Origin of the sequence: Ancylobacter oerskovii, from assembly GCF_018390555.1 — a bacterium.
Taxonomy (GTDB): domain Bacteria; phylum Pseudomonadota; class Alphaproteobacteria; order Rhizobiales; family Xanthobacteraceae; genus Ancylobacter; species Ancylobacter oerskovii.
The window spans coordinates 178,475-194,721 of record NZ_JAHBGB010000033.1; the positions used below are offsets into that span (position 1 = coordinate 178,475).

Below are 16,247 nucleotides of genomic sequence, written 5' to 3' on the forward strand. Positions count from 1 at the left end.
CTCTCCCCGACGGGGAGAGGGGGAAGGGCCTGGACGATCAGTTGATCTGGCCGGGCTTGTAATAGCCCGAGCCGACCAGCACCGGCTCCCAGTTGCTCTTGTCGACCACGACCGGCTTCAGCAGATAGGACGGAACGACCTTCTTGCCGTTATTGTAGGTCTTGGTGTCGTTCACCGTGACCTCCTTGCCGGAGAGCGAGGCGTCGACCATGTCGGCGGTGACCTTGGCGAGCTCGCGGGTGTCCTTGAAGATCGAGGAATACTGCTCGCCGGCGAGCATCGACTTCACCGAGGGCACCTCGGCGTCCTGGCCGGTGACGACCGGCATCTTCATGCCGCCCGAGCCGTAGCCGACGCCCTTCACCGAGGACAGGATGCCGATCGACAGGCCGTCATAGGGCGACAGCACGCCGTCGAGCTTCTTGTCGGTGTAGTAGGCGCTGAGCAGATTATCCATGCGCGCCTGGGCGGTGGCGCCGTCCCAGCGCAGGGTGGACACCTTGTCCATGCCCATCTGGCCGGAGGCCACCTTCAGCGTGCCGTTGTCGATCAGCGGCTTCAGCACCGACATGGCGCCGTCGTAGAAGAAATAGGCGTTGTTGTCGTCCGGCGAGCCGCCGAACAGCTCGATGTTGAACGGCCCCTTGTTCTCGGGATAGCCGAGGCCCTTCAGCAGCGACTGCGCCTGCAGCACGCCGACCTGGAAATTGTCGAAGGTCGCGTAATAGTCGACATTCGGCGTCTCGCGGATCAGCCGGTCATAGGCGATGACCTTGATGCCCTTGTCGGCGGCCTGCTTCAGCACGTCCGACAGGGTGGTGCCGTCGATGGAGGCGATCACCAATACCTTGGCGCCCTTGGTCACCATGTTCTCGATCTGCGAGAGCTGGTTGGGGATGTCGTCCTCGGCATATTGCAGGTCGGTGTTGTAGCCGCGCTCCTTGAGCACCTTCACCATGTTGTCGCCATCGGCGATCCAGCGGGCGGAGGACTTGGTGGGCATGGCGATGCCGACGGTGGCCTTCTCCTGGGCGGAGACGGGCTGGGCCAGCATCATCGCGCCGAGCGCGAAGGCGGAAAGCGTAGGGATAAGGCGCTTCATCTCGGACTCCCGTTTGGGTTGGATTGGCCGCGTTTCGCGTACCGTGTTCTTGGCGGCGCATGGGACCCGCGTCCCCCGCCGCTTGTGACGTCAGCCGCGCCTCACCGCGAGGCGCGCCGCCTCTCCCGCCGACGGCGCCATCGGCAGAGCCCGGCCGTCATCGCGCCGCTCCGTCGACGGGGGCGAAAGCGATGCGGGCCGCCTCGTGCAGCCCGTCGCGCACGCAGGTCTCGGCGTCGCGCAGGGTGACGCCGGCGATTTCGGCGACGGCGAAGGCCCGGCGGTACAGGGCCGCCGCCGGGCCGGAGGCGATCAGCACCGTGCCGTCCAGCCGCCCGAGGCGCTGGCGGGCGCCGGCGATCTCCAGCCCGATCAACAGGCCGGAGAGCCGCGCCAGCGTCTCCTCGGCCGGCGCATCGGCGAGCAGCCAGCCGGCGCGCAGCTCGAACAGGCGGTTGCCGACCGTCTCCGGCGCCTCGAGGGCATCGGCGACGCCGCGGGCGAAGGCGGGCGCGGCCGCCTCCACCGGCGGCGCGCCCTCCACCGCCGGCGCCACCACCGTGGCGGTGCGGACGAGTTGGAACAGCTCGCCGGTCATGAAGGTGGAAAAGCGCTCGACCGCTCCCTTCTCCAGCCGCACCCATTTGGAATGCGTGCCGGGCAGGCAGGCGAGGCCATCATGTCCCTCGCGGGTGAGGGCCAGCAACTGGGTCTCCTCGCCGCGCATGACGTCGGGATGACGCCGGCGGCGCTGGGCGATGCCGGGCAGGATGGCGACCCGGCGGCGGGCGGCGGGCACGTCGGTGGCCAGCGCCGCGAGGCGGTCGAGCCGCACCGGAGCGTCGAGATAGGCGGCTTCCTTCCAGCCCGCGCGCGAGCCGACCATGCCGCACATCATGGCGGGCACGCCCTCCCGCACGCCGAGCGCGGCGAGATAGGATTCCAGTACCGCCTCGAATCCCTCGGCGGCCGAGGCCGCAAGCCCCTGGGCGCTGCGCCGCTCGCCCAGCACATGGCCGCCGGCATCGAGCGCCCACAGGCGGAAGCTCGACGTGCCCCAGTCGACCACCACATGAGAGGGCGTGCGCATCACAGGCCCCCCAGCCGCACCCGCGGCTCGGCGCGCCCGCGCACCCCGACATCGAGCAGGAAGACCTGGCCGTGGCCGGCATCGGCCGCACGGGCCGCGTCGTCCATGCCCTCATGGGCGGAAGTGACCAGCAGCCGGCCGAAATCGCGGCCGACGAAGACCGGGCAGCTCGGCTGGCGCGCCGGGACGTCGACGCTGCGGACCAGCTCGCCGGCCGGCGAATAGGCGTTGACGCGGCCCCCGCCCCAGATCGCGCACCAGATCAAGCCCTCGGCATCGGTCACCGCGCCGTCGAGGCCGCCGGCGCCCGGGTGCCGGTGCAGCGCCTGCGGCTCGCCCTCGGGCAAGCCGGTCAGCGGATCGAGCTCGACGCGGCAAAGCGTGTTCTCGCGGGTGTCGGCGAAGTAGCCGACCGTCCCGTCGGGCGAGAAGCAGATGGCGTTGGGGATGCTGATGCCGGCGAACAGCCGCAGCAGCGCGCCGGCGCGGAAGGCGTAGATGGACCCCGCGCCGTTCTCCGCGCGCTTGCCCATGGTGGAGACCCAGAAGGTCCCGGAGGGGTGCACCCGCGCATCGTTGGAGCGGGTCGCCGGATCCTCCGCCTCGATCGCCGCCACGGGGGCGAGGCGGCCGGTGGCGATCTCGCGCAGCATCAGGCCCTGCTCGGTGGACAGGAGCTGCCGGCGGTCGTCGACGACGGCGAGCGCGCTCGCCATCACCGGCAGCTCGTGCACGCGGTGGGCACCGCCGGATGGACTCTGCTCGTAGAGCCGCCGCTCGAGGATGTCGAACCACCAGGCGGTGTCGCTCGCCGCGTCGTAGCTCGGGCCCTCGCCGAGATGGCAGCGCTCGGCGCAAAGCACCGTGGTGGCGGAACCGGCCGCGGCGAAGGGCGCGCTAATGGTTGTCACGCGGCATCCCCATGGTCTGGGCGATGCGCTGGTAGCGCACCGCCGGCTCCAGCACCGCGCCGGTTTCCATCTGCCCGACCAGGCCGCGCTGGATCTCCTGCCAGGGCGTCTGGTGCGGCGGGTAGCGATAGCCGCCCTCCGCCGCCAGCTCCTGCCGGCGCTTCTCCAGTTCCTCGTCGGAAATCAGCATGTTGGCGCTATTGCGCTTCAGGTCGATGCGCACCCGGTCGCCGGTGCGCAGCAAAGCGAGGCCGCCGCCGACCGCCGCCTCGGGCGAGGCGTTGAGGATGGAGGGCGAGCCCGACGTGCCGGACTGGCGGCCGTCGCCGATGCAGGGCAGCGAGTGCACGCCGGCCTTGATGAGGTAGTCGGGCGCCCGCATGTTCACCACCTCGGCGGCGCCGGGATAGCCGACCGGGCCGGCGCCGCGCATGAACAGCACCGTCGCCTCGTCGATGGCGAGCGCGGGGTCGTCGATGCGGGCGTGGTAGTCCTCCGGCCCGTCGAACACCACGGCGCGGCCTTCGAAGGCCTCCGGGTCGTCGGGGTTGGAGAGGTAGCGGTCGCGGAATTCCGGCGAGATGACGCTGGTCTTCATGATCGCCGAGGAGAACAGATTGCCGCGCAGCACCCGGAAGCCGGCCTTCTGCTTCAGCGGCTTGTCATAGGGGCGGATGACCTTCTCGTCCTCGATGCTCGCCGTCCGGCAGTTGTCGCCGAGGCTGCGGCCATTGGCGGTGAGGGCGTCCTCGGCGATAAGCCCTTGATCCATCAGCTGCTTCACCACCGCCGGCACGCCGCCGGCATGGTAATAGTCCTCGCCGAGATACTCGCCGGCCGGCTGGAGGTTGACCAAGAGCGGCACCTCCTCGCCATAGGTCTGCCAGTCGTCGATGGAGAGCTCGACGCCGACATGGCGGGCCAGCGCGTTGAGGTGGATCGGCGCGTTGGTGGAGCCGCCGATCGCCGAGTTTACCCGGATGGCGTTGAGGAAGGCGTCGCGGGTGAGGATGTCGGACGGCTTCAGGTCCTCATGCACCATCTCGACGATGCGCAGCCCGGTGCGGTAGGCGACCTCCTGCCGGTCGCGATAGGGCGCCGGGATGGCGGCGGAGCCGGGAAGCTGCATGCCCAGCGCCTCGGCGAGCGAGTTCATCGTCGTCGCCGTGCCCATGGTGTTGCAGTAACCCGTTGACGGCGCTGAGGAAGCCACCAGCTTGACGAAGCCGGCATAGTCGATCTCGCCGGCCGCCAGCAGCTCGCGCGCCTTCCACACGATGGTGCCGGAACCGGTGCGCTCGCCCTTGTACCAGCCGTTCAGCATCGGCCCGACCGACAGCGCGATGGCGGGGATGTTGACGGTGGCGGCGGCCATCAGCAGCGCCGGGGTGGTCTTGTCGCAGCCGATGGTGAGCACCACGCCGTCGAGCGGATAGCCGTAGAGGACTTCCACCAGCCCGAGATAGGCGAGGTTGCGGTCGAGGCCGGCGGTGGGGCGCTTGCCGGTCTCCTGGATCGGGTGCACCGGGAATTCGATGGCGATGCCGCCGGCCTCGCGAATGCCCTCGCGGGTGCGCTTGGCGAGCTCGATATGGTGGCGATTGCAAGGGGATAGGTCGGATCCGGTCTGGGCGATGCCGATGATCGGACGACCGCTCTGCAACTCCTCCTGCGACAGGCCGAAATTGAGGTAGCGCTCGAGATAGAGCGCGGTCATGTCGATATTGTGCGGGTTGTCGAACCAGGCGCGGGAGCGAAGCTTGCGGTCGGGTGCGGGGGTGTTGCCGTGCATGATGCTCTCCTCAGCCTTCGAAAGGTGCCACCACGATACGCCGACCAAGCAGGAATGCATCGGCGACGTGTTGCAGGGGCGCGAGATCGACATCCGAGGCGCCGCGCGCGACGAGATCGACGAAGTGCTTGTAGATACCGGGATATTCGGCTTCCGGCGCCTCGATCAGCGACGTGCCGTCGAGGAACAGCTTCGAGCCGCCGAGCGAGAGGGTAAGGCGGCCGGCGGCCGTCTCGACATGGATGTCCCAGGTCTGCGGGCCGGTCTGCAGGAAATCGAGTTCGGCGCGGATGGGGACGCCGGCATTATCGGCGAAATCGAGCGTCGCCTCGATGGGGGCGTCACGGTTGGCCGGGAAGCCGAGCGTCGCCTTCGTCAGGAAGAAGGGGGCCGGCAGGATATGGGTAAGGATCGACAAGGCATTGATTCCAGGGTCGAAAACCCCGAGCCCGCCGGGCTCGAAGATCCAGTCCTGGCCGGGATGCCAGACGCGGACGTCTTCCTTCCACTCCACCGTGACCGCGCGGGGTGCGTGCTCGGCGAGGAAGGCGCGGGCGGGCTCCACCGCCGGGGCGAAACGGGAATGCCAGGTGGCGAACAGCGTCCGGCCGGAGGCATCTGCCGCGGCGACCAGCGGGGCGAGCTCGCTGACGGTGGCGCCGGGCGGCTTCTCCAAAAGCACATGTTTTCCGTGACTTAGCGCCAGAGTCGCCTGCTCGCGGCGCACCTGCGGCGGGGTGCAGAGCGCCACCGCATCGACCGCGACGCCGCTCGCCAGCAATTCGTCGAGGCTGGCGAAATGCGGGACGCCCTCCAGCGTGGCGTTGCGGCTGGCGATGGCCACCAGCTCGATCCCCTCCGTCTTCGCGATGGCGGGGAGGTGCTGGTCGCGGGCGATCTTGCCGAGGCCGACGAGTGCGAGACGGATCATGACGCGCTGTCCGATGAGAGCGAATTCGAGGACGATGAGGTGGACGATGCGGCCGATTTGCCGGCCGGAATGACCGATGCGATCATTTTCCGTCCTCCGATGCGGGCGCCGGCACGATGGTGCCGTCGACGAGGCGCGGCAGGCGCAGCGGATTACCGTCCTTCACCGCCGCCGGCAGCAGCGCCTCGGGCAGGTCCTGGTAGCAGACCGGGCGCAGGAAGCGGCGGATGGCGAGGGTGCCGACCGAGGTCGAACGCGGGTCCGAGGTCGCCGGGAAGGGACCGCCATGCACCATGGCGTGGCAGACCTCGACGCCGGTCGGCCAGCCATTGGCGAGGATGCGGCCGGCCTTTTCCTCCAGCACCGGGACGAGCTCGGCCGCCAGCTTGTGGTCGGCGGCGTCCAGATGCAGGGTGGCGGTGAGCTGGCCCTCCACCGCACGGGCGATGGCGAGCATCTCGGCGGCGTCGCGGCAGCGGATCACCAGCGAGGAGGCGCCGAACACCTCGTGCGACAGGGCGGCCTCCGACAGGAAGGCCCCCGCTTCGGCGACGAACAGCGCCGGGCGGCAGGCATTCGGGCCGGCTTCCGCGCCGCCGCGGGCGATCTCGGTGGCGCCGGCTCCGGCGAGCGCGGTCACACCCTTGGCATAGGCACCGGCAATGCCGGGGGTGAGCATGGTGGCGGACGGCGCCCCTGCCATCGCCGTGCCGGCGCTGGCGAGGAAACGGTCGAGCCCCTCGCCCTCGATGGCGATGACGAGGCCCGGATTGGTGCAGAACTGGCCGGCGCCCATGGTCAGCGAGCCGACGAAGGCAGTGCCGAGCGCTTCGGCACGCGATTCCAGCGCGGCGGGCAGCAGGAACACCGGGTTGATGCTGCTCATCTCGGCATAGACGGGGATCGGCACCGGGCGCTTCGCGGCGATGGCTACCAGCGCGAGGCCGCCGGCGCGCGAGCCGGTGAAGCCCACCGCCGCGATGCGCGGATCGCCCACCAGCGCGCCGCCCAGCTCATGCGAGGTGCCGGTGAGCAGCGAGAACACGCCTTCCGGCAGCCCCGCCTTCGCCACCGCCGCGCGGATGGCGCGGCCGACCAGCTCCGAGGTACCGGGATGGGCGGGGTGGCCCTTGACGATGACCGGGCAGCCGGCGGCGAGCGCCGAGGCGGTGTCGCCGCCGGCCACCGAGAAGGCGAGCGGGAAATTCGAGGCGCCGAACACCGCCACCGGGCCGACGCCGATATGGCGCAGCCGCAGATCGGCGCGGGGCAAGGGCTTGCGCTCGGGCAGCGGTGAGTCGAGGCGCGGCTCGTCGGCGCCGCCGGCGCGGATCCACGAGGCGAACAGCCGCAGCTGGCCGGTGGTGCGGGCGCGCTCGCCCTGAAGCCGGGCGGCGGGCAGGCCGGTTTCCTGCGAGGCGCGCTCAATGAGGGCGTCGCCGATCGCCTCGATCTCGGCGGCGACGGCGTCGAGGAAGGCCGCGCGGGCTTCCGGCGCCGTCGCGCGGTAGATCGGGAAGGCCTGCGCGGCGAGCGCGGCGGCCTCGGCGACATGGGCCGGGCCGGCCTCGACGAAGGCGGGCTCGATCTCGCTGCCGCGCGCAGGATCGACGGCGCGGAAGGTCGGGCCCTCCGCCACGTCGCGCGAACCGATCAGCAGGGCACCCGTGATGGCACTCATGCTCATTTCCCCCAGCTCAGCACCACCGGATCGAGCCGCTTCGCGATCTCGATCAGCCCGGCGCGGGTGGCGGGATGCACCGGCGGCAACGGCGCGCGCAGCGTGTCATGGGCGATGACGCCGCCTTCCTTCATCAGGATCTTAGCTGCCGCGAGGCCGGTCTGGCGGTTCTCGTAATTGATCAGCGGCAGCCAGCGCATATAGGCGTCGACCGCCGCCTCGCGATCTCCGGCAAAATACGGATCGATGATCTGGCGGATGCCGTCCGGGTAGCCGCCACCGGTCATGGCGCCGGTGGCGCCGGCGTCGAGATCGGCCAGCAGGGTGATGGCCTCCTCGCCGTCCCACGGGCCCTCGATGGCCTCGCCGCCCGCCTCGATCAGCGCCCGCAGCTTGTTCGCGGCGCCGGGCACCTCGATCTTGAAATAGGCGAGATGCTCGATCTCCTTCGCCATCCTGGCGAGGAAGGGCACGGAGAGAGGCGTGCCGGCCACCGGGGCGTCCTGCACCATGATCGGGATATCGATGGCATCCGAGACGGCGCGATAGAAATCGTAGATCGCCGGCTCCGGCACCCGGAAGGTGGCGCCGTGATAGGGCGGCATGATCATCACCATCGCCGCGCCCATTTCCTGCGCCCGCTTCGAGCGCTCGGCGCAGACGAAGGTGGAGAAATGCGTGGTGGTGACGATCACCGGCACCCGGCCGGCGACATGTTCCAGCACGGTGCGCATGACGAGATCGCGCTCGTCATCGGTAAGCACGAACTGCTCGGAGAAATTGGCGAGGATGCACAGGCCGTGCGAGCCGCCGTCGATCATGCAGTCGATGGCGCGCTTCTGGCCGTCGAGATCGAGCCGTCCCTCGGCATCGAACACGGTCGGGGCGACCGGGAAGACGCCTTTATAGGGACGGGCGGCGGAAGTCGTGGTCATCATGCAACCTCAAAACAGATCGATGCGCAGGGATCGGTGCAAACGGTTCAATGGTTGTCGCGCGGTACCGGCGAACCGGAGCGCCCGACCAGGAAATCGAAATCGGCGCCGCGATCAGCCTGCAGCACATGGTCGATATAGAGGCGCTGATAGCCGCGCGCGGCGTGCGGCTCCGGCGCCACCCAGGCTTGGCGGCGGGCGGCGAGCTCCGCCTCGTCCACATGCAGGTGCAGCGAGCGGGCGGGCACGTCGAGGGTGATGAGGTCGCCATTGCGGACGAGCGCCAGCGGGCCGCCGGCGGTGGCCTCCGGGGCGACATGCAGCACCACCGTGCCATAGGCGGTGCCGGACATGCGGGCATCGGAGATGCGGATCATGTCGCGCACGCCCTGGCGCAGGAGCTTAGCCGGCAAAGGCATGTTGCCGACCTCCGCCATGCCGGGATAGCCCTTCGGCCCGCAATGCTTCAGCACCATGATGCAGGAGGCGTCGATGTCGAGGTCCTCGTCGTTCACCGCGTGGTGCATCTCCTCGACGCTCTCGAAGACCACGGCGCGGCCGGTGTGGCGCATCAGTTCGGGCGAGGCCGCCGACGGCTTGATGACGGCGCCGTCCGGGGCGAGGTTGCCGGTGAGGATGGCGATGCCAGCCTCCTCCTTGAACGGCGCCTCGAACGGGGTGATGACCTCTTCGTTCCAGTTCGGCGCCTGCGCGACGTTCTCCCACAAGGTGCGGCCATTGGCGGTGCGTGCGTCCTTGTGCAGGAGGCCGCGCTCGCCGAGCGCGCGCAGCACGGCGGGCAGGCCGCCGGCATAGTAGAAATCCTCCATCAGGAAGCGGCCGGACGGCATCAGGTCGACGAGGCAGTGGATGTCGCGGCCGAGGCGGTCGAAATCCTCGAGGGTGAGGTCGACGCCGATGCGGCCGGCGATGGCCAGCAGGTGGACGACCGCATTGGTGGAGCCGCCGATGGCCGCCAGCGTGCGGATGGCGTTCTCGAAAGCGTCGCGGGTGAGGATGTCGGAGGGCTTCAGGTCCTCATGCACCATCTCGACGATGCGGCGGCCGGCCATGCGGGCGAGCAAGGCGCGGCGGGCGTCGGCGGCGGGGATGGCGGCGTTCTCCGGCAGGCCGATGCCGAGCGCTTCCACCATCGAGGCCATGGTCGAGGCGGTGCCCATGGTCATGCAGGAGCCGGCCGAGCGGTTCATGCCGGCTTCCGCCGCGTGGAACTCCTCCAGCGTCACCTCGCCGGCGCGCAACTGCTCGCTCATCGAGATGATGTTGGTGCCCGAGCCGATGATCTGGCCGCGATAGACGCCGCGCAATTGCGGGCCGCCGGACACGCCGATGGCGGGAAGATCGGCGGAGGCGGCCCCCATCAGCAGCGCCGGGGTGGTCTTGTCGCAGCCCATCAGCAGCACCACGCCGTCGAGCGGATGGGCGCGGATGGCTTCCTCGACATCCATCGAGGCGAGGTTGCGGAACAGCATGGCGGTGGGGCGCATCGTCACCTCGCCGAGCGAGGAGACCGGAAACTCCAAGGGGTAGCCGCCGGCGTCCAGCACGCCGCGCCGCACATGCTCGGCGAGGTCGCGGAAATGGATGTTGCAGGGGGTGAGCTCGGACCAGGTGTTGCAGATGCCGATCACCGGGCGGCCGTCGAACTGGTCCTGCGGCGTGCCGGAGTTCTTCAGGAAGGAGCGGTAATAGAAGCCCATCTTGTCCTGGCGGCCGAACCAGGCCTGACTGCGCAGGGTTTTCTTCTTGTTGTCGTCGCTCATCTCGGCACCCGTTCAGCCTGCCGCGCCATGGCGGCGCAGGCCGTTGAAGATCACATTGGTCATCGCCGCGCCGGCGGCCCCGGCATCGCCGGCGGCGATGGCCTCGACGATGCTGGCATGCGCGCTCACCGCGACGTCGCGCTCATGCGTGTCCGCCGGGGCGGAGAGCACGAAGGAGGCGCGCAGCGCCGCCTCGATCACCGCGCCGATGGAGCGCATGAAGGGATTGCCCGAGGCGTTGGCGATGGCGATGTGCAAGGCGAGGTCGCCCTCGGCGAAGCCCTCGGAGGCGCCGGGCTCCTCCTGCATGCGGGCGACGGCGGCGCGCATCAGCGTGAGGTCGTCCTCGCTGCGGCGCTCGGCGGCGAGGGCGGCCGCCTGCGGCTCCACCGCCAGGCGGATCTCGGCGAGGTCGCGCAGGAAGCGGCGGTCGATGCCGGCGTCGAGATGCCAGGCGAGCACGTCCGGGTCGAACATGTTCCAGCTCGCCCGCTCGCGCACCACCGTGCCGACCCGGGCCTTGGTGGACAGGAGCCCCTTGGCGACCAGCGTCTTCACGCTCTCGCGCAGCACCGGGCGGGAGACGCCGAACAGCAGGGTGAGCTCGGCGTCGCCCGGCAGCTTCGCGCCCTCGCCATAGCGGCCGGCGATGATGTCGATGCCGATGGTGCGCGCCACCTCGGCATGGTTGGAATGGCCGCGGCGGGCGGGGATGACGACGATCTGCGAGCTCATCAGTGCGCTCCTGCGGCGGCAAGGCGGCGCGAGCGCCGCGCCAGACCGAGCGTCGCCTGCTGGAAGCCGATGAAGGCGAACAGCAGCAGCCCGGTGGCGATCTTCGCCCACCAGCTCGACAGCGAGCCGTCGAACGAGATGTAGGTCTGGATCAGCCCCTGGATCAGCACGCCGACGAAGGTGCCGAACACGAAGCCGTAGCCGCCCGACAGGAGCGTGCCGCCGATCACCACCGCGGCGATGGCGTCGAGCTCCACCCCCACGGCGGAGAGCGAGTAGCCGGAGGAGGTGTAGAGCGAGAACACGATGCCCGACAGGCCGGCCAGCGCGCTCGACAGCGTGTAGATGGCGACGGTGGTGCGGGTGACGTTCACCCCCATCAGCGCGGTGGAGACCCGCGAGCCGCCGAGCGCATAGATATTGGCGCCGAAGCGGGTGAGGTGGAGCAGCACCATGCCGCCGGCCACCACCGCCAGCATCGCCATCGCCGGCACGGTGAGCCGGGCGCCGCCCGGCAGGCGGATCGCCTGCTCGGCGAGATGCGAATAGAGGTCGGCGGTGATCGGGATCGATTCCGTCGACATCAGGAAGCTGGCGCCGCGCGCGAGGAACATGCCGGCCAGCGTGACGATGAAGGGAGGCAGCTCGAAATATTCGATCGCCGCGCCCATCGCCGCGCCGAACAGCGCCGAGATGACGAGGATGAGGGCGAAGGCCATCAGCGGCGGCACGCCCCATTGCTCGATGGCGATGGCGAGGAAGACGGTGGTGAAGCCGATCACCGAGCCGACCGACAGGTCGATGCCGCCGGAAATGATGACGAAGGTCATGCCCACCGCGACGATGCCGAGAAAGGCATTGTCGGTGAGCAGGTTCATCACCACCCGCAGCGAGGCGAAGTTCGGGAAGGTGAGCGAGCAGATGAGGAAGCCGATGAGGAACACCGCGCTGGTGGCGGCGACCGGCAGCAGGCGGCTCACGGAATTGCGGCCGGCGACGTTCATTTGCCCCTCCCGAACAGGCTGCTGCCGAGCCCCTTGAGCCGCGGCGACTGGGCGAGCAGCACCGCCAGCACCACCACCGCCTTGACCACCAGATTGGTCTCCGGCGGGAAGCCGGACAGAAGGATGCCGGTGTTCATCGCCTGGATGATGAGCGCGCCGACCACCGCCAGCACCAGCGAGAAGCGGCCGCCGAACAGCGAGGTGCCGCCGATCACCACCGCCAGGATGGCGTCGAGCTCCAGCCACAGCCCGGCATTGTTGGCGTCGGCGCCGAGGATGTCGGCGGCGGCGATGATGCCGGCGATGGCGGCGCACAGCCCGCACCAGCCATAGACGGCGAGGGTGATCAGCCGCGTGCCGATGCCGGCCAGGGCGGCGGCGCGGGCATTGCCTCCGGTCGCCTCGATCATCAGGCCGAGCGCGCTGCCGCGCACGATGAGAAGCGTCAGCCCCAGCAGGGCGAGGGTGATGACCACCGGCGTGGGCAGGCCGAGCACCGAACCGCCGCCGATGAAGGCCAGCTCCGGCGAGCTGAAGGTGACGATGCGGCCCTCGGTGATCAATTGGGCGATGCCGCGCCCGGCCACCATCAGGATCAGCGTGGCGACGATGGGCTGGATGCCGAGCACCGCCACCAGGAAGCCGTTCCACAGCCCGCAGGCGAGGCCGGCGCCCAGCGCGGCGGCCAGCACCACCGGCAGGGAATGCGTATCGGCGAGGCTGGCGGCGATGGCGCCGCAGATCGCCATCACCGCGCCGACCGAGAGATCGATGCCGCGCATGGCGATGACCAGCACCATGCCCAGCGACAGGATCGCCACCGGCGCGCCGCGGTTGAGCACGTCGATGAGGCTGCCGAACAGGCGGCCGTCCTGCAGGCGGATGTCGAAGAATTGCGGCGACACCACCCAGTTGATCGCCAGGATCGCGGCCAGCGCGACGATCTGCGAGGTACCGATGCGGGGAAGACGGAGCGGCATGGTCATCTCCCTCACGCGGCCTGCCCGCTCGCCGGGGCATCGGCGGCGATGGCCTTGAGGATGCCGGGCACGGTGATCTCCTCGCCGGTGAGGCGGGCGACATGCGCGCGGTCGCGCAGCACGATCACCTCGTCGGCATAGGTGACGATCTCCTCCAGCTCCGAGGATACCACCAGGAGCGCCATGCCCTCGGCGCACAGCCGGCGGATCAGCGCGATGATCTCGGCATGGGCGCCGACATCGATGCCGCGCGTCGGCTCGTCGAGGATCAGGAGGCGCGGCTCGGTGGCGAGCCAGCGGGCGAGCAGCGCCTTCTGCTGGTTGCCGCCGGACAGCAGGCCGATGGGCCGCTCCGGGTCGGGCGGGCGGATGTCGAGCAGGCGGATGAACCTGGCGGCGATCTCGTCCTGCTCACGGCGCGACAGCGGCTTCAGCGCCCCGCGCCGCGCCTGAAGCGCCAGCACGATGTTCTCGCGCACCGTGAGCTCGGCGACGATGCCCTCGGTCTTGCGCTCCTCCGGGCAGTAGCCGAAGCCGAGATGCAGCGCCTCCGCCGGGCTCGCCAGCGCGACCTTGCGCCCGTCCACGGTGGCGGCACCGGTATCGGCATGGGCGGCGCCGAAGACGAGGCGGGTGGTCTCGGTGCGGCCGGAGCCGAGCAGGCCGGCGAGCCCGACCACATGGCCGGGCCGCAAGGCGAGATCGAAGGGCGCGACATAGCCGGCCTTGCCGTAATCCTCGAAGGAGGCGAAGGCCGGCTGCTCCGGGCCGGCCTCGGCGCGCCCGGCGCCGGTGTGGGCGGTCGCCTCGGCCAGCTCGCGGCCGAGCATCATCCGCACCAGATCGAGGCGCGGCAGCTGCGCGGTGGTGGCGCTGCCGGCAAGGCGGCCGTTGCGCAGCACGGTGATGCGGTTGCAGATCGCATAGACCTGATCGAGGAAATGGGTGACGAACAGGATGCCGATGCCGCGCGCCGTCAATTTCCGCATCACCGCGAACAGGATCTCGACCTCATGGGCGTCGAGGCTGGCGGTCGGCTCGTCGAGGATCAGCACCCGCGCCGACTGGTCCACTGCGCGGGCGATGGCGACGATGTGCTGCACGGCGACGGAATAGCTCTCCAGCGGTGCCGCGACATCGATGTGGAGGTCGAAGCCGGCCAGCACCTCGCGGGCGCGCCGGCGCATCTCGCCCTCACGCACCAGGCCGAAGCGGGTGGGCTGGCGGCCGAGGAACAGGTTCTGCGCCACCGAGAGGTTCGGCGCCAGGTTGACCTCCTGGTACACCGTGGCGATGCCGGACTTCACCGCCTCCTCCGCCGAGCGCGGGGCGATGTCGGCGCCGGCGAGCCGCAGCGTGCCGGCATCGCGATGCACGACGCCGGTCATGCACTTGATCAGCGTCGACTTGCCGGCACCGTTCTCGCCCAGCAGCGCGTGCACCTCGCCGGCATGCAGCGTCAGGTCGACGCGGTCGAGCGCCCTGAAGCCGGCGAAGGACTTGGAGAAGCCGGTCAGCTCCAGAAGCGGCGCGGTGTCGATCGAGAGGCCGGGAATGGCGGCGGTTTCGGACATGAGCGGCCTCGCCAACAGGGCGGATCGGATGGGGACATCCCGGTGGAAAAGGCGGTGGATGGACCGGCCTTTTCCACAGGGACACGCTGTGGACAATGCCGACGGGCCGGGCAGGTCCGCCGGACGGCTGGGGGGCGAGCATCCTCCGGGGCCCGGCTCTGCCGGGCATCCGAGGGCGCAAGGAACGTCGCGGCTATGACGGTTCGTTCGTTCGCTCGCTCGTTCTTTCCCTCTCCCCATTAGGGAAAGGTGGCCCGCGCAGCGGGTCGGTGAGGAACGCAGCCGCGGAGCCTGGGAGCGGTTCGCCCCCTCACCCCCCTCTCCCCCTCGGGGAGAGGCAGGCGCCCGAATGGGCGAGTGCCGCTTCATGTCACACCGACGACAGCCGGGCGCACCGGCGGATCGTCGTGGATCCCCGGGTCAAGCCCGGGGATGACGTCGTATGGCGGGAACCGGACGGGCAAGGGATGAGGGCATATCCCCGCCGACGCACCGCCCAGCCGGCCGCCTCAGTAGCCGAGGTCCTTCTTGCTCTCGTAGATCGCCTTCGGGTTGTCGGCCTGGGTGTAGAGCTTGGATTCGGTCTGGATCCACTTCGGCGGCACCGTGCCCTTGTCCTTGAAGGCGACGATGGCGTCGAAGGCCGGGCCGGCCATGTTGGGGGTGAGCTCGACGGTGGCGTTGGCCTCGCCGGCCGCCATCGCCTTGAAGATGTCCGGCACCGCGTCGATGGAGACGGTGAGCACCTCGGTGCCCGGCTTCAGCCCGGCTTCCTTCATCGCCTGGATGGCGCCGACCATCATGTCGTCATTATGCGCGTAGACGGCGCAGATGTTCTTGCCGCCGCCCTCGGCCTTGATGAAGCTCTCCATGACTTCCTTGCCCTTGGCGCGGGTGAAGTCGCCGGTCTGCGAGCGGACGATCTTGACGTTGGAGGCGCCGGCGATGCCCTGCTCGAAGCCCTTCTTGCGGTTGGCCGCGACGGAGGCGCCCACCGTGCCCTGCAGCTCGACCACGTTGCAGGGCTTGCCGCCGGCGGTCTTCACCAGCCATTCGCCGGCGACCTTGCCCTCATGCACGGAATCCGAGGTGACGGCGGTGAGGTAGAGCTCCTTGCCGGAGGGATCGATGTCGCGGTCGAGCAGCACGACCGGGATCTTGGCCTCCTTCGCTTCCTTCAGCACCGTGTCCCAGCCGGTGGCGACCACGGGGGCGAGGAAGATGGCGTCGACGCCCTGGGCGATGAAGGAGCGGATCGCCTTGATCTGGTTCTCCTGCTTCTGCTGGGCGTCGGCGATCTTGAAATTGATGTTGCGCTTCTTGGCTTCCGCCTTGGAGACGGTGGTCTCCGCCGCGCGCCAGCCCGATTCCGAGCCGATCTGCGAGAAGCCGACGGTGAGGTCGCCCGCGCGGGCGCCGGTGGCCGCGAACAGGGCGCCGGACATGGCGGTAGCGAGCATCAAAGCTTTGAAAGACATAGCGTTTCTCCCATGGGGTCCAGCTGCGCGCCACTTTCGGGCGCTTGTAAGCTGGCGTTTTATGGCATGGTTTGGAACGCTTGAATAGTCATACTGTTTGACTTTTCAGCCGCCGAACGGCGTGAGGCGCGGACGCGCGAAAACACGGGCGCGGACGCGCGGCGACGCGCCCTCGCGGACATGTCCGGGGGAAGGAAAGCGGGCGGGAAGCGGTGGAAGCGGGCGCGCAACGGGCACGATGACGGGGGCC

At 69.7% G+C, this 16,247-nt stretch carries 13 protein-coding genes; all 13 read right to left on the reverse strand.

Annotation, left to right across the window (positions count from 1 at the left end):
• Positions 1-37 precede the first annotated feature (37 nt).
• Positions 38-1,102, reverse strand: coding sequence for a multiple monosaccharide ABC transporter substrate-binding protein (gene chvE, locus KHC19_RS15400; RefSeq protein WP_213353256.1), 1,065 nt, complete (start codon positions 1,100-1,102; stop codon positions 38-40).
• A gap of 157 nt (positions 1,103-1,259) precedes the next feature.
• A complete protein-coding gene (locus KHC19_RS15405) occupies positions 1,260-2,192 on the reverse strand; it encodes a 2-dehydro-3-deoxygalactonokinase (protein WP_213353257.1) in 933 nt (310 codons plus the stop codon).
• Positions 2,192-3,103, reverse strand: a complete 912-nt coding sequence (locus KHC19_RS15410; RefSeq protein ID WP_213353258.1) for an SMP-30/gluconolactonase/LRE family protein — start codon at positions 3,101-3,103, stop codon at positions 2,192-2,194. Before KHC19_RS15410 ends, KHC19_RS15405 begins: the two co-directional genes overlap by 1 nt.
• Positions 3,090-4,895 (reverse strand): IlvD/Edd family dehydratase, encoded by a 1,806-nt coding sequence (locus tag KHC19_RS15415; protein ID WP_213353259.1) that lies wholly within the window; start codon positions 4,893-4,895, stop codon positions 3,090-3,092. Before KHC19_RS15415 ends, KHC19_RS15410 begins: the two co-directional genes overlap by 14 nt.
• Positions 4,896-4,905: 10 nt before the next feature.
• Positions 4,906-5,826 carry a Gfo/Idh/MocA family protein gene (locus tag KHC19_RS15420; protein ID WP_213353260.1) on the reverse strand — a complete coding sequence of 307 codons (921 nt, stop codon included), beginning with the start codon at positions 5,824-5,826 and terminating at the stop codon, positions 4,906-4,908.
• 82 nt (positions 5,827-5,908) lie between these two features.
• Positions 5,909-7,507 (reverse strand): aldehyde dehydrogenase (NADP(+)), encoded by a 1,599-nt coding sequence (locus KHC19_RS15425; protein WP_378295854.1) that lies wholly within the window; start codon positions 7,505-7,507, stop codon positions 5,909-5,911.
• Between the two features lie 2 nt (positions 7,508-7,509).
• Entirely contained in the window at positions 7,510-8,445 is a 936-nt protein-coding gene (locus KHC19_RS15430) for a dihydrodipicolinate synthase family protein (RefSeq protein ID WP_213353262.1), read from the reverse strand.
• 44 nt (positions 8,446-8,489) lie between these two features.
• Positions 8,490-10,226 (reverse strand): IlvD/Edd family dehydratase, encoded by a 1,737-nt coding sequence (locus tag KHC19_RS15435; RefSeq protein ID WP_213353263.1) that lies wholly within the window; start codon positions 10,224-10,226, stop codon positions 8,490-8,492.
• A gap of 12 nt (positions 10,227-10,238) precedes the next feature.
• Entirely contained in the window at positions 10,239-10,961 is a 723-nt protein-coding gene (locus KHC19_RS15440; RefSeq protein ID WP_213353264.1) for a FadR/GntR family transcriptional regulator, read from the reverse strand.
• Positions 10,961-11,965: a galactofuranose ABC transporter, permease protein YjfF gene (gene yjfF / locus KHC19_RS15445; RefSeq protein WP_246548941.1), complete on the reverse strand. Its 1,005-nt coding sequence runs from the start codon at positions 11,963-11,965 to the stop codon at positions 10,961-10,963. Before yjfF ends, KHC19_RS15440 begins: the two co-directional genes overlap by 1 nt.
• Complete coding sequence (locus KHC19_RS15450; RefSeq protein WP_213353265.1) at positions 11,962-12,945, reverse strand: ABC transporter permease; 984 nt, start codon at positions 12,943-12,945, stop codon at positions 11,962-11,964. The genes yjfF and KHC19_RS15450 overlap by 4 nt, the downstream gene beginning before the upstream one ends.
• Positions 12,946-12,956: 11 nt before the next feature.
• Positions 12,957-14,519: a sugar ABC transporter ATP-binding protein gene (locus KHC19_RS15455; protein WP_213353266.1), complete on the reverse strand. Its 1,563-nt coding sequence runs from the start codon at positions 14,517-14,519 to the stop codon at positions 12,957-12,959.
• A 509-nt stretch (positions 14,520-15,028) separates the two neighbouring features.
• A complete protein-coding gene (gene ytfQ, locus KHC19_RS15460) occupies positions 15,029-15,997 on the reverse strand; it encodes a galactofuranose ABC transporter, galactofuranose-binding protein YtfQ (protein WP_213353267.1) in 969 nt (322 codons plus the stop codon).
• Between the last annotated feature and the right edge of the window lie 250 nt (positions 15,998-16,247).

Excerpts from the sequence above, each read along its gene's own strand:
- yjfF (WP_246548941.1), bottom strand. The coding sequence starts at position 11,965 with ATGAACGTCGCCGGCCGCAATTCCGTGAGCCGCCTGCTGCCGGTCGCC.
- KHC19_RS15415 (WP_213353259.1), bottom strand. The coding sequence starts at position 4,895 with ATGCACGGCAACACCCCCGCACCCGACCGCAAGCTTCGCTCCCGCGCC.
- KHC19_RS15405 (WP_213353257.1), bottom strand. The coding sequence starts at position 2,192 with ATGCGCACGCCCTCTCATGTGGTGGTCGACTGGGGCACGTCGAGCTTC.
- KHC19_RS15430 (WP_213353262.1), bottom strand. The coding sequence starts at position 8,445 with ATGATGACCACGACTTCCGCCGCCCGTCCCTATAAAGGCGTCTTCCCG.
- KHC19_RS15440 (WP_213353264.1), bottom strand. The coding sequence starts at position 10,961 with ATGAGCTCGCAGATCGTCGTCATCCCCGCCCGCCGCGGCCATTCCAAC.
- KHC19_RS15435 (WP_213353263.1), bottom strand. The coding sequence starts at position 10,226 with ATGAGCGACGACAACAAGAAGAAAACCCTGCGCAGTCAGGCCTGGTTC.
- KHC19_RS15455 (WP_213353266.1), bottom strand. The coding sequence starts at position 14,519 with ATGTCCGAAACCGCCGCCATTCCCGGCCTCTCGATCGACACCGCGCCG.
- KHC19_RS15420 (WP_213353260.1), bottom strand. The coding sequence starts at position 5,826 with ATGATCCGTCTCGCACTCGTCGGCCTCGGCAAGATCGCCCGCGACCAG.
- KHC19_RS15425 (WP_378295854.1), bottom strand. The coding sequence starts at position 7,507 with ATGAGTGCCATCACGGGTGCCCTGCTGATCGGTTCGCGCGACGTGGCG.
- chvE (WP_213353256.1), bottom strand. The coding sequence starts at position 1,102 with ATGAAGCGCCTTATCCCTACGCTTTCCGCCTTCGCGCTCGGCGCGATG.
- ytfQ (WP_213353267.1), bottom strand. The coding sequence starts at position 15,997 with ATGTCTTTCAAAGCTTTGATGCTCGCTACCGCCATGTCCGGCGCCCTG.
- KHC19_RS15450 (WP_213353265.1), bottom strand. The coding sequence starts at position 12,945 with ATGCCGCTCCGTCTTCCCCGCATCGGTACCTCGCAGATCGTCGCGCTG.